Consider the following 12,616-nt stretch of genomic DNA (forward strand, 5'->3'; position numbering starts at 1 on the left):
TTATTAAGATGGCAATCTTTAAAATAATTATCTTGCTGGTGTGATGAGTATTTCTAGAGGTTTTAGAAACTTGAACAGTTTTCGTAACTCAAATTTTCGCGACTCAGACTATACAATCTCAAAGCTAACACAGCTAGTTCCGATCGCTGCGGTATTCGTTGGCTTAGCGTTCGCTGAGAGTCCTGCCTCTGCGCAAAAAAACATGCAGGCTATTGCTCAGAGAGCCCCGCAGGCTTTAATTGCTGAAGCCATTCCTCAGACCGTAATCTATGTCGATCCGATTAACGGCAGCGATCGCGTGGGCAATCAATCTCAAGCAGTCTTAAAAACAATTACCTATGCGCTGAAACTCAGTAGCGGCAGTAATGTAATCATTCAGTTGGCACGCGGAACCTATAGTGCGACAAATGGCGAAGTATTTCCACTTCAGGTGCCCTCCAATGTAATTTTGCGCGGCGACGAAGCCAGTAAAGGCAAAGAAATTCGCATCGTTGGCGGTGGCAATTTTAATTCACCCCTGTTCTCAAGTCAGAATGTCACGATTGTGGCAAGCGATCGCGCCGAGTTACGGGGCGTTACGATCACGAATCCCAATGTGCGCGGCTATGGATTATGGATTGAGTCTAGCAGTCCCATCGTTGCCAACAATACCCTGACAGGTAATCAACAGGATGGTGCGATCGTCACAGGCAATTCGGCAGCGCTGATTTCGAGTAATGTCTTTCTCAAGAATGTAGCGACAGGTATTTCCATCAGTGGTGTTGCTAGCCCAGAAATTCGTGGCAACTTGTTACAAAACAATGGCTTTGGACTCAATATTCTGCAAGATGCCGCACCGCAAGTTACAGAAAATATGGTTTCTGGTAACCAAGATGGAATTTTGGCTCAGGGTAACTCCCGTCCAGTGTTGCGCAGTAATGCGATCGAAAATAGTCAGCGCAGTGGTTTAATGATTCTCGGCAACGCATCTCCTGATTTAGGTAGTTCTAAGGACTCGGGTGGCAATATTTTTCGTAACAATAGCCAATCTGATGTTCAAAATGCAACTTCTAAGGTGATCGCTTCGATCGGCAATCAAGTCAATCCTAAAAAGGTGACGGGTAAGCTTCAATTTCTCGATAGCCAAACTGCAAGCGTTTCTCCTACAGCCACATCCCTTTTGCCATCTCAGGTTTACCCTCAAGTTTCACCTGTAAAGCCAACCGTTCGGCTGACGCTTAAACCCCCTAAGCCTACTCAAACAACAAGTTTGATACCCAGTTCATTACCCAATCCAGCGATCAGAACGGTAGCAACAAATCAAGTAACTCCTTCTGTCCAGAGCTATACCCGCACAGCCCATCCCGTCTATGTGCCTGCATCGAGTAGTTCTTTGAGTAACGCTTTAAATTCCCTTAATAATTCTCAACTCGAACTGCCTCAACGCTTTGAACCTTTAGCAAATTCTGTGGTTGTGCGCATTGCACCCAATCAATTTAGCGCTCCTATTCCTACAAACACGACGATCAGTAATGATTTACCCCCAATTCGGATGTCACCTCCTGCAGGGGAGCCTGTAAATCGACCGATTGTGATTGCGCCACCTTCCTCTACAGCTTTTAGTAACCCGAGAATAAATCCTAGCGATCGCCCCCGTTACCGTGTCGTTATTCCTGTATCCTCTAGAGAAGACACCTTACAGATTCGTCGTGTAATTCCCAATGCTTTTGCCTCAAACCTCAATGGCCGATTGGTCGTACAGGTTGGGGCTTACAACGATCGCAAAATTGCCAATACCCAAGTCCAAAACCTCGCGCAATCAGGATTTAGTGCTGTGGTTGAGACGATTAGCCCTTAATTGACGGTTGCTCAATACGACTCCTCAATAGGTTGTGTCTATCCGTAGTGCAGGCATCTTGCCTGCTCAGTTTGGCAGCTACCGATGAATTTAGCAAAGGATATAGAAACAGACAAAACCTGTAAGGATGGCTCATACCATTTTCAAAAAATCACAACGCATCTTTTTGAAAAGACCGCGCTCTGCGCGGAACTCCAAATTCAATCTGTTGCAAATTTAAGAGAAATTGGTATTACTCTAGTAATTACTTTAGGAATTGGTTCCTATGTCTGCACATATTTTGCTGGTTGATGACGAACCTGGGCTGAGGGAAGCAGTACAGGCATATTTAGAAGATAGTGGCTTTTTGGTCAGAGTTGCCAGTAATGCCCGCGAAGCATGGCAACTTTTAGAGCAAATCACACCCGATTTGGTAATTACGGATGTGATGATGCCGCAGGTGAGCGGCTTTGAGTTTCTCAAACAAATGCGCACTGACGATCGCTTTGTCAGTTTACCCGTGGTATTTCTCACCGCAAAAGGCATGACCAGCGATCGCATTGCGGGCTATCAGGCAGGCTGCGATGGCTATCTATCGAAACCCTTTGACCCTGATGAGTTGGTGGCGATCGTCGAAAATCTTTTGATTCGTCGGAACGTGCAAGCAAATAGCAATGCGGCGAATGCAGCAGAAATTACCGACTTAGCGGGACAGTTGGCAGAAATCAAAGCTTTACTCAAGCAAAAACCATCGATTATAACCACACCTGCCCCCATTAAAATCGAGTTTACCCCCCGCGAACAAAGCGTGTTAGAGCTGGTTGTAGAAGGCTTGATGAATAAAGAAATTGCCAAGCGTTTGGGCACAACGATTCGTAATGTTGAGAAATATGTCAGTCGCCTATTTAGTAAAACCGGAACTGGCAGCCGCACCGAACTCGTCCGCTATGCCCTCCAGCACGGACTGGTTACTTGATCGATCTGAGCTATAGCAATCCTAAATGATTTGTAACGCAGGCAAGATGCCTGCATGGGCTGGAAGCTTGTACTACATTCATAAACTATTAAGGATCGCTATAATAGAATTATTTCAGCTCATGTCAGACACAAAAAATCAGGTAAAAGAATCTCTCAGAAAAGGAACTGGTAGGGCTTTATTACTGGTTAGAGAAAATCAAGATATTGATTTCAGCGATCTGATTTTTGATGCTTGTATAAATTGTCAAGCCTACGATCCTCAATGTCAGGAGAACCGAGCCAAGTATTTATATCGAATTATTGCTTCTACAAAGCAGAGTCAAATACTAGAAAACAAGCTAGTTGGTGAATTACTTAATGAAAGCATAGAGGATTGGGATTTATGCCAATTGTTTTCACTGTGCAAAATTTTTGCTTTAAAAGGAAATGTTGATGCGCGACAAAATCTTTATCGTAGGTTCGATCCAACTAATTGCAGTCGCGAAATTCATGCAACTGATTTAATTGATTTAGACGGATTAGAAGCCTTAGCATTTATTGCTGAAGCTAGGGGAAAATGTTTGCAGAGTGATTCGTCAGCTTGGGAAGACGATCATCTTATTACTTATACCAATGAATCTCTATCGGGCACTCAAGCATTATCTTTTTTGCAAGAAAAAGCAATCAATAATAACTTTATTCAAGCTTACTTAGTTGCTGTCAATGCAAATCAGGAGCGTTTGAAAGAACGTAAATCTAAAGATTGGTCTTATGATGCTTTTAATCAAGAGATTCAAGCAGGTCATCTATCCCGTTTCAGCGCATGGCATGCAAGGCTCAAACAAGACGATATTTTAAAAATTGCTGAAGATTTTTTAAACGAAAAGGACGAAAATATACAACAGAGATACCTAAAACTATTCGCAGGAACAAAATTTCCTTTTGAATTTGATAAATTAACAAAATTTGTTGAATCAAATGATGAATCTATTAGAGCGCATGCGTTAAAATCTTTGAGCTTTTTTAAAGACGGTCGAATTAGGCAGATTGCACTAAATAATATTGAAAGTAGAGTATGTTTGCGTGAATCTTTCGAGATCCTATCCAATAACTTTGAAGAGTCAGATTTAGATCTGATTGAAAAAATACTTTTAGGGATTAATGATGATGATGAGTTCCACTATTTAGAGTTTGGCACTTACAAAATCCTTGAAGATGATAGGAACATTGAAATCTGCAAGACCGATAAATTAATCAATTTATTCAAATTAATTTACTCTAAAGAACAATGTTCTTTTTGTAGAGAAGGGACAGTTGAATTAATGATTAAATACCAACTCTTACCTAAAGAGATTGCTGAAGAGGCAATTTTTGATAGCAATTCTGATATAGGAGAGCTAGTACACCGTGGCGGAAATCCATGTGCCATTGAGTAGCGATCGTGAACATAGTGTCTGATGCCTGAAATTTTAAATAGTCGATTTACTTATGCCACGCTGTACTAGTCCGAAATATGGCATTACAAGCATAGTTGGCATTGAAAGACCCCAAATAAAAACTCCTACGCTAACTCAAGTAAGTAGGCGTAGGCGTTATCTTGAAATTTGTAACTTTGCGACTATGCGACGATTTTCAAAGATACAATTTTGTCACCTTTACGAATCGCATTGACCACAGCCATATCCTCGGTTTTACCAAAGGTCGTGTGCACGCCATCTAAGTGGGGTTGGGGCGAATGGCAGATAAAAAACTGACTTCCCCCAGTGTTTTTACCAGCATGAGCCATGGATAGAGTTCCTGCTAAGTGCTTGTTAGAGTTAATTTCACAGTCGATCTTGTAGCCAGGCCCACCAGTGCCAGTACCCAACGGACAACCGCCTTGAACCATGAAGTTATCAATGACTCGGTGAAAGCTTAAGCCGTCATAAAACCCCTTTTGTGCCAAATCCACAAAATTCTTAACTGTATTAGGAGCATCTCGATCGAATAGCTCTAGGTTAATCGTACCTTTGCTGGTTTCCATGATGGCACGGGTCATAAATTTATCCTTTCGTATTAGTATTATGTCTGTTTCGTTGGCTAGTTTAGCTCTGTCAGTCAAACTTTAACCAACCACAATTTTCTGACAATCTGCTACATTATGCGAAAATATGTTTTCTCGAGCTTTGGGAGAAGTTTAAGGTATCAGTCATGAAACAAGTATTACTCTTTTTAGGTGTACTCAACAACGATGACCTTGACTGGATGATCCTGAAAGGCAGAAAAGAAACGATCGCACCTGGTAAAGTCTTGATTCAGGAAGGGAAAGCGATCGATGCGTTTTATATTGTTGTCAATGGTAATTTCAGCGTCCGTATTGAGTCATTAGACAACAAAGAATTAGCCAGAATCGTTAGTGGCGAGATTGTGGGCGAAATATCGTTTATTGATGCCCGTCCTCCTCTAGCCACCGTAAGAGCCGAAACCGAATCCCTCGTACTTTCGATTCCACGATTGCAGTTAAATGCCAAATTGCAGCAAGACACTGGCTTTGCCTCCCGTTTTTATCATGCCTTGGCGATTTGTTTATCCGATCGCATGCGTGGCACTGTCAGTCGCCTAGGGTACGGCATGGAGTTAGAAGACTTAGAAAAAGAAAAAGGTAGCCTCGAACAAGGCATTGTTGGCAATATGGATCTCGCCAGAGTGAAGTTTGATTGGTTGGTTAATGGTGTGAAAGGACGTAAAAGCAGTTGACAGTTGACAGTGGGCAGTATTCAGCGATCGGTCTGAATACCGATAACTGATAACCAAATAACCGATAACCAACTTAAGGGCAACTAAGCGTCACTTTGGTAGGTGTATTACTGCCTGAGAAGGTGCCACTAGCACTAGCACAAAAATACTTGCGCGTCGCAAGTGATAGATTCATGACATTGGCAAAATTTGCATCTTGAATGTTATTGACATTGTCAACTGTTGCGCCTCGAAAGTTAACCCCACTTAAATTTGTACCCGCTAGCTCAACAAAAACAAGATTTGCCGAGCTTAAATTCGCAGAACTCAGGTTAGCGCTGGAAAGATTGGTTTGATAAAGTTCAGCCGATCGCAGATCGGCTAACACCAAATCGGCAGAATCTAAATTGGCTTGCGTGAGATTGGCTGCGCCTAAATTGCTTTCTCTCAATCTCGCTTTGAGTAAATTTGCTTTGAATAAATTTGCCAACACCAAGTTAGCACTTCTCAAGTCGGCAAGCCCTAAATCAGCTTCGCGTAGGTTTGACCGCATTAGGTCAGCTCCCTGTAGAACGGCAAAACTTAACTTTGCCTGCTTTAAATCAGCGCGCAAAAGTACAGCTTTGGTTAAATTTGCCTCCCTCAGGTTTGCCTCGGTCAAGTCAGCATCGGTGAGGTTGGTACTGGTGAGATTCGCGCCCCGCAGATCGGCTTTTGCCAAGATAATTCCAGATAAATTTGCCCCACTTAGATCGGTTTGATGCAGATCGACTCTCTCTAGTACGGAATTGCTGAGATCGATCCCGCTTAAATTTAGCCCATTTAGGGTTGCGCCAGCGAGGTTGACCTGTTTAAAGTCCCGCCGCCCGTTTTTGTACTGTTCTACGAGTTTCTCTCGAGATATGGACTCTGTGGGTAAGTTCAGTCTAGTCGCGATCGCATTGGCAGTTTCTGTCGGTTGGGTGATAATTTCTGGCAATCGCGGCAGTTGCTGTATATACCGAAAGACAAACCATACACCTAGACTAATTACCAAAAGACCAGCCCCTGACAGAAATATACGTTTGTAAGGCTCAGACTCAGAAGGATGGGGAATATCTAACCGTAGCCACTTAGCCAATCGGGTCAAGGGCTCGATCGCAAATTCCGATCGCTTGTTTTCCAGATCGTCTATATGAACCAGTTCGCCACTACAACGTTGGACGACATTGTCATAGAGAATTTGGGTTTCGGTGTCATTAATTTGCGCGATCGACCGAAATACGGGAGACTCTTTGGGTTGCCGAAAATCATCTTGCCGAAAAATCAGGTTTTTGTTGTCTTCGTGAAAAGAATCCCAGAGTTCGGGCTGTTTTGCCAATGCTTTGAGCGATAGCGAGATCACATCAAAGGAAAAATCATCAACCTGTTCGCCAAAATCCTGTAGCGATCGCTCTGGCAGTTGATAGTTGGGATGCCCTGTCTCGTATGGGGGAATTCCCTTGAGGGCAGGCACATACATACCGTCATAGTCCACCAATTTTAATTGCTCTGATGGTGTCACCATGATGTTGCCATGCTGAAGATCGCCATGGGCAATGCCTACATCTCTGAGGTCTTGCTTGAGTTGCTTGAGTTCTCGATCTAAGGTCAGCAGTTTGTCAGGATTGTTGAGATGATCGCCAATGTAGCGATCGAGTTCGACTCCCTCGACCCAATCCATTTTGAGAATGGGATACCATTCGCCTTTGACTAAAATTCCTTTTTCGAGGAATTGGAAATGCACGAGATAGGGAAGCTGATGTTCGTCCAGATATTTGCCAATGGCGGCGTATCGCTGCTGTACGTCTGATTGCGGCACGCGGATAAAACAGCGCACAGCCCAAGCACAGCCAGCATCCATGAGTTTGTAAACCGTGGCAAAATTTCCCGACCAAAGTGTAATTCTGCCTCGGTTATTTTTAGCTGGCTGCGATCGCTTTAAGAGTTCGTCTGCAAAGCAGACCTGCGGATTTTGAACTGCGGCAGTAAAGTCAATGTTGAGCGGCCAATTTTGCGGAGAAGTTGCAATCATCACTGTATAGAAAAAGAATCGAGCATCTGAGGTCTAGGGAGTAAAATTCTCTATCATTCTGAATTTGGGTTTATTACTGAATCTGAATGTGCAGAAGGGTTGTATCGTCATTGGTCATCTCTTGGCGATTGCGTAAATGGGTAACCCAATCCAGAAAATCTGCCTGTGTGTTGATGCTATCTAATTCTACCCAAGGATTTTTGTGCGTTTCTAAACTGGCAAAGATCCAGGCAGCAAGGGCATCGGTCACCAAATAGAAGCGATCGCCAACTTCGGCTTTGTGGGTGATAAAATGCGCCATAATCGGGTTGAGATCGTCACGAATAGGCATCTTAGTGCCAAGCAGTTGCGGCCTGTAGCTAAACTCTCTGCTATGGGCGAGCGGAAAGCTATGGAGCAGCACAAAATCTCTCACCACAAATAAACAGGAATCACCTACGGCGATCGCCTGCCACTGACGATTCGCATCAATCTCTAGACCCAGTAAAGTTGCATAGGTTCCTTGTTCGGCTTTACGTTTTGCGAACCAGAGTAAATCTTGACCCGCTAGCCAAGTTTCCCAAGTTTTTTGTAGCGGTGTCAACCAATCATAGAGCGAGAATTTGCCGTGACTTTCCTCTTCATTTGTATGTTTTTGCGTGCTTGGAGTTTTGGGAATGGATGCTCGGACAAATTGGCTCACCAGCTGTCTTGCCCATTCTTTAGCAAACGATGACTCTGTGGCACCATCCGCTACGCCAAACCGACCAACATCTGCTTCGATCTGCCATATATAGGCATCTTCACACTCATCAGGTTGACTACCTGCCTTATTGATGGAATAGCAGTGGATAACTTTCACAAAGCCAGAATCTAAGCCATTCTCTAAAGCTAGGCTGGAAGTTTCTGCTTGGCAATATGGTTCAGCGATTGATTTGGCGATCGCGGACTTGAGGCTTAAAGTTTGAGGCTGGTGGTTCAGTGGATCGCTGTTTTGATAAATAGCTGCTTTTCGTCTAGCAATTTTCAATCTTGCGTCTGACCTTTTATTTCTGCGCCTCATACTTATACTTTGCCTAAAGTGCGAAAGCTACTTGAAGTGCTGACTTTAGCCATCAAGTCAGAATTCCTAGTAGTCCGTCAACGATTAGTTGATGGGTCTAAGGAATCTAGAAAGCTTTTTGGGTGTGTTTTTTGAGGGGTTGAAACCTCTCAAAAAATTCATGACAGAACACTAGCGTAAATTATCGGTACGCGTACCGATGTCTAGAAATTGTATTAATTTAACAGGATCGGCATTAAACATAAATGCCCGAGATTCAGACGAAACTTTATAGCCTTCCTTTTCCGCTGCATTTCTTGCCGCTTTGGGTAGGGGACTCGAAATCTCGTACATCAGCTTAGCGTAGGGGTCTTGCAAGACATCCGCCGTACTAGGAAACGAAATTTGAGCAATGTACTCGGATGACAGGTGAATGTTGTAAAGCAATACAGAACCATCATGGGTATGAACTTCTTTAAGACGGTTAGCCGCTTCACGCGGATCGCCGTCCGTAGACTCACCATCTGTGATGTTGATGATTGTAGGCGGATAACTTTGAGGGTGCTTTTCCACCCAATCCTGTAACAATCCTCGCGCCATTTCAAACACATGACACATGGCAGTACCACCATTGGCGATCGGCTTAAACCAGATGGGGAAGTCGTTAGACACTTCAACAATGCCACCCATACCATCCGACACTTGTTGGGTACGATGCTCTAGCTCTGCGGGGTTTTCATAGATGGTGCTAATGGGCGCGATCGCTTTTCCAGACAAATTACCATCCAGGGCAGGCGCAACTTCACTGTTATAGCCAATTACGCCTACATCAAAATAATTGTAAATTTCATTTCCTTTGACACAGCGTTGTCCTAGCGAGTCTAAAAGGCGATTCACCGCATCAGCCACCACCTGTGCTTTTTGGAGTTCCTGTCCGCTTTTGACGTCAAAGCTATCTGCCATTGAGCCAGACTGATCGACCAAGAACAAGAAACAACTGGGGTGACGACGACTAATTTCCGCAGAGTAAGGCATAGAAAGTTATGACAGGGTTGGAAATTTAGTAAAAATTCTTTGCAACTATATTTTTAGTGACTACTTTTTGCAACTGTTTTTTGTCACTACTTTTTGCCACTATTTCACTGGAGAATTCACGAAAAGCTGCAATCTATACTAGATTCAGTCTAACAAACCACAACCCAATTTACTGAATTGTTCAGCTATTTATAGTAAGCGATCGCCTGTTTGTTTAAATAGGGCTGCATGTTATCTTAAAGTTCAGGACTAGCATAAAAATAGCCCATACTAAAGACATGGCTCAAATCAGCCTCAAAAAGATGATTCTCAAGGGGGACGTCAAGCATATTATTCAAAGTATGCTCGATAACTCTTCCAATTCCATCTCCATTCAAGATGACAAAGGGAGTCTCTTAGTTGAACACTTAAGCGGAAATATAACGGGGAACTCTTCTGAAAATATTGGGAATCTAGGCAATAGTTTAGAACAGGAAGCGATCGAAAACTCAGACTCCTTAAAGGTAACTGAGAACCCAAGAATCCAAACATCTCAACTTCACAAACAGCCGATAGAGGTTTCAGGTGAAGTGGTTGGGTGGGTGGTGGGCACTGACAGCACTAGAGTTGATGCGATCGTAAGATTACTCAATCATCTTGCCACCAGAGAAATTGAACGCAAAACACTGGCTGCGGAAGCATTAGACAAATACCGAGAAATTAATTTTCTCTATAACATTTCTGGGCGAATGGCTAGTTGTTTGGGCGTGAGAGAGGTGTCTGAGCTAGTGATTGACGAAGCTCGCAAACTGATTGAAGCCACCAGTGCCTCTGTGATGTTACTCAATGAAGATACCGATCTCTTAGAGATTGTTTCTGGAGTGGGAACAGCCGCAAAAAACAATGTGGAACTGCGCTTGGGCGAAGGAATCGCTGGTCACGTTTTGAAGACAGGTAAAGCCGAAATTGTGAATGACCTATCTTCAGATTCGAGATACATTCCCAGCGAAGCACCTGCCTATGCGCTCATTTGCGCTCCCCTGAGAACCAAAGATAAAACCATTGGCGTGATTAATATCAGCAATATAAATCCTGTGAACTACACTTCAGAGGATCTCAAACTATTTACAGCCTTAACGGCTCAAGCATCGGCAGCGATCGAGAACGCGCTACTCCATGAAAGTAAACTCAAAGAAGAGCGCATCAAAAACAATTTGGAACGATATCTCTCACCTCAGGTCGTCCAAGCCGTAATTGGGGCAAAAGGGGAAGTCTCGCTCAATACGACTAAGCGCAATATTACGATGTTATTCTCGGATATTCGTAGTTTTACAACCAAATGCGAGGAACTCGCCCCCGAAGAGGTGGTGATGTATTTAAATGAATACTTTACCCACATGGTCTCCGTGATTTTTAGTCATAGGGGGACTGTGAATAAATTTGTAGGTGACATGATTGTGGCGATGTTTGGCGCACCCTCACGCCTCCTCGATCACGAACGTCGCGCCATCGAAGCTGCGATCGAGATGCAAAAACGCATTCGCACGATTCCTGTGCCTTGGATTAGAGAAAACTTTATTACGGGAATTGGGATTAGTACGGGCGAAGTGGTGGTAGGAAATATTGGCTCGCCACAACATATGGACTACACTGCGATCGGCGATGAGGTCAATATTGCCTCTCGGTTGCAGTCGATCGCTTTAGGCGGTCAAATTTTAGTCAGCCGAGGTGTGTACGAAGCCACCAAAGATACTTTTGAGTTTAAAGAGTACGGAATTGTGCAAGTGAAGGGCAAAAAGAAAGCGATCGAAGTATTCGAGGTTATACACTAAGTAAGTGTAGAGTACGAGAGATTATGGCAAAGAAAGTTTTGATTGTTGATGATGAGCCACATATACGTCTGTTGCTCGAACAAACCTTGGAAGAGTTAGAGGATGAGGATGTAGAGCTTCTGACTGCGGACAATGGCGCAGATGCCTTAGAAAAGATCAAAACCGAAAAGCCCGATCTTGTCTTTCTTGATGTGATGATGCCCAAGATGAATGGGTTTGATGTTTGTCATGCGGTGAAGCGCGAGTTAAATCTTGAGAATGTCTTTATCATCATGCTGACGGCAAAAGGGCAGGAGTTTGACAAAAACAAGGGGAATGAGGTGGGTGCAGACATTTACATGACAAAGCCCTTCGATCCAGATGAAGTTTTAGAAAAAGCATACGAAGTTTTAGGGATCGAGCATTAAGTGCATGAATTAATGATTGTGGGGGTAGTGCCCCTGAGCCTTCCCCGTGGGATTTAGGGCAACCACAGGGGGATTGCCCTTAAGATCGGTGGTATATATTTTTTGAGATATTGCCTTAGCCAGCGGTGGCGGTTGCGATCGCTGGTAGACCGACATTACAGCCACCCAAACCGCAATAACCATTGGGGTTTTTCGCTAAGTATTGCTGGTGATAGTTTTCAGCATAGTAAAACTCTGGTGCATCGAGAATTTCAGTGGTGATTGTGCCATGTCTTGCCGCCGTTAATGCTTGCTGATAGCTAACGAGGGATGCTTTTGCCAGTTCCTTTTGGGCTTCTGAGTAGACATAAATACCCGAACGATATTGCGTACCCGCATCATTGCCCTGCCGCATTCCTTGGGTAGGGTTATGATTTTCCCAAAATACTTTTAAAATCCCTGCATAGCTGATTTTTTGGGGATCGAACACAACCAAAACGACTTCGTTGTGACCTGTCATACCCGAACAAACTTCTTCGTAGGTGGGATTAGGTGTGATCCCTGCGGCATAGCCTACAGCCGTGCTAAACACGCCCTCTTGCTGCCAAAACTTGCGTTCTGCACCCCAAAAACATCCCATCCCAAACATGGCAACTTCTAAACCATCAGGAAAGGGAGGTTTGAGTGGATTGCCATTGACATAGTGACGCGCAGGAACGGGCATCGATTCTGCACGTCCGGGTAGAGCCTCTTGAGCAGTGGGCAAACTTAGTTTCTTACCAAATCCAAATAAGGCCATGATTTCATTTTGATGTTTGAGTG

Annotated in this window: 11 protein-coding genes; 6 read left to right on the top strand and 5 right to left on the bottom strand. The window is 43.9% G+C overall.

Going from position 1 to position 12,616, the window contains the following annotated elements:
• The first annotated feature begins 70 nt into the window (after positions 1-70).
• The 3 genes from ACP2WE_RS14295 to ACP2WE_RS14305 all read left to right on the top strand — a co-directional run bounded on the left by ACP2WE_RS14295 (position 71) and on the right by ACP2WE_RS14305 (position 4,209).
• Complete coding sequence (locus tag ACP2WE_RS14295) at positions 71-1,837, top strand: DUF1565 domain-containing protein (RefSeq protein ID WP_425216217.1); 1,767 nt, start codon at positions 71-73, stop codon at positions 1,835-1,837.
• Between the two features lie 265 nt (positions 1,838-2,102).
• Complete coding sequence (locus ACP2WE_RS14300; protein ID WP_425216218.1) at positions 2,103-2,792, top strand: response regulator transcription factor; 690 nt, start codon at positions 2,103-2,105, stop codon at positions 2,790-2,792.
• Positions 2,793-2,913: 121 nt separating this feature from the next.
• Entirely contained in the window at positions 2,914-4,209 is a 1,296-nt protein-coding gene (locus ACP2WE_RS14305) for a hypothetical protein (RefSeq protein WP_425216219.1), read from the top strand.
• Positions 4,210-4,391: 182 nt separating this feature from the next.
• Here the strand turns inward: ACP2WE_RS14305 and ACP2WE_RS14310 are convergent, their stop codons facing one another.
• Positions 4,392-4,811, bottom strand: a complete 420-nt coding sequence (locus tag ACP2WE_RS14310) for a peptidylprolyl isomerase (protein WP_425216220.1) — start codon at positions 4,809-4,811, stop codon at positions 4,392-4,394.
• A gap of 152 nt (positions 4,812-4,963) precedes the next feature.
• On the opposite strand from ACP2WE_RS14310, the gene ACP2WE_RS14315 reads away from it, so the two are divergent.
• Complete coding sequence (locus ACP2WE_RS14315) at positions 4,964-5,509, top strand: cyclic nucleotide-binding domain-containing protein (RefSeq protein ID WP_425216221.1); 546 nt, start codon at positions 4,964-4,966, stop codon at positions 5,507-5,509.
• Positions 5,510-5,582: 73 nt separating this feature from the next.
• Here the strand turns inward: ACP2WE_RS14315 and ACP2WE_RS14320 are convergent, their stop codons facing one another.
• The 3 genes from ACP2WE_RS14320 to ACP2WE_RS14330 form a co-directional block, all read right to left on the bottom strand.
• On the bottom strand, positions 5,583-7,541 hold the full coding sequence (locus ACP2WE_RS14320; RefSeq protein ID WP_425216222.1) for a pentapeptide repeat-containing protein: 1,959 nt from the start codon (positions 7,539-7,541) through the stop codon (positions 5,583-5,585).
• A gap of 73 nt (positions 7,542-7,614) precedes the next feature.
• Entirely contained in the window at positions 7,615-8,550 is a 936-nt protein-coding gene (locus ACP2WE_RS14325) for a hypothetical protein (protein WP_425216223.1), read from the bottom strand.
• A 204-nt stretch (positions 8,551-8,754) separates the two neighbouring features.
• Positions 8,755-9,597: a vWA domain-containing protein gene (locus ACP2WE_RS14330; protein WP_425216224.1), complete on the bottom strand. Its 843-nt coding sequence runs from the start codon at positions 9,595-9,597 to the stop codon at positions 8,755-8,757.
• Positions 9,598-9,875: 278 nt separating this feature from the next.
• Here ACP2WE_RS14330 and ACP2WE_RS14335 point away from each other — a divergent pair, with 278 nt between their 5' ends.
• Together ACP2WE_RS14335 and ACP2WE_RS14340 are read left to right on the top strand one after the other, a co-directional pair.
• Positions 9,876-11,408: an adenylate/guanylate cyclase domain-containing protein gene (locus tag ACP2WE_RS14335; RefSeq protein ID WP_425216225.1), complete on the top strand. Its 1,533-nt coding sequence runs from the start codon at positions 9,876-9,878 to the stop codon at positions 11,406-11,408.
• A gap of 23 nt (positions 11,409-11,431) precedes the next feature.
• Positions 11,432-11,815: a response regulator transcription factor gene (locus ACP2WE_RS14340; protein WP_425216226.1), complete on the top strand. Its 384-nt coding sequence runs from the start codon at positions 11,432-11,434 to the stop codon at positions 11,813-11,815.
• Positions 11,816-11,930: 115 nt separating this feature from the next.
• Here ACP2WE_RS14340 and msrA read toward each other — a convergent pair whose 3' ends face one another.
• Positions 11,931-12,593 (bottom strand): peptide-methionine (S)-S-oxide reductase MsrA, encoded by a 663-nt coding sequence (gene msrA, locus ACP2WE_RS14345; RefSeq protein WP_425216227.1) that lies wholly within the window; start codon positions 12,591-12,593, stop codon positions 11,931-11,933.
• Positions 12,594-12,616 lie beyond the last annotated feature (23 nt).

It is taken from the genome of Tumidithrix helvetica PCC 7403, from assembly GCF_965232925.1.
GTDB lineage: Bacteria > Cyanobacteriota > Cyanobacteriia > Pseudanabaenales > Pseudanabaenaceae > Tumidithrix > Tumidithrix helvetica.

What these genes read in the sequence shown, in the direction of transcription:
- ACP2WE_RS14310 (WP_425216220.1), bottom strand. Translation starts at nt 4,811, where the DNA reads ATGACCCGTGCCATCATGGAAACCAGCAAAGGTACGATTAACCTAGAG.
- ACP2WE_RS14320 (WP_425216222.1), bottom strand. Translation starts at nt 7,541, where the DNA reads ATGATTGCAACTTCTCCGCAAAATTGGCCGCTCAACATTGACTTTACT.
- ACP2WE_RS14300 (WP_425216218.1), top strand. Translation starts at nt 2,103, where the DNA reads ATGTCTGCACATATTTTGCTGGTTGATGACGAACCTGGGCTGAGGGAA.
- msrA (WP_425216227.1), bottom strand. Translation starts at nt 12,593, where the DNA reads ATGGCCTTATTTGGATTTGGTAAGAAACTAAGTTTGCCCACTGCTCAA.
- ACP2WE_RS14340 (WP_425216226.1), top strand. Translation starts at nt 11,432, where the DNA reads ATGGCAAAGAAAGTTTTGATTGTTGATGATGAGCCACATATACGTCTG.
- ACP2WE_RS14335 (WP_425216225.1), top strand. Translation starts at nt 9,876, where the DNA reads ATGGCTCAAATCAGCCTCAAAAAGATGATTCTCAAGGGGGACGTCAAG.
- ACP2WE_RS14330 (WP_425216224.1), bottom strand. Translation starts at nt 9,597, where the DNA reads ATGCCTTACTCTGCGGAAATTAGTCGTCGTCACCCCAGTTGTTTCTTG.
- ACP2WE_RS14315 (WP_425216221.1), top strand. Translation starts at nt 4,964, where the DNA reads ATGAAACAAGTATTACTCTTTTTAGGTGTACTCAACAACGATGACCTT.
- ACP2WE_RS14305 (WP_425216219.1), top strand. Translation starts at nt 2,914, where the DNA reads ATGTCAGACACAAAAAATCAGGTAAAAGAATCTCTCAGAAAAGGAACT.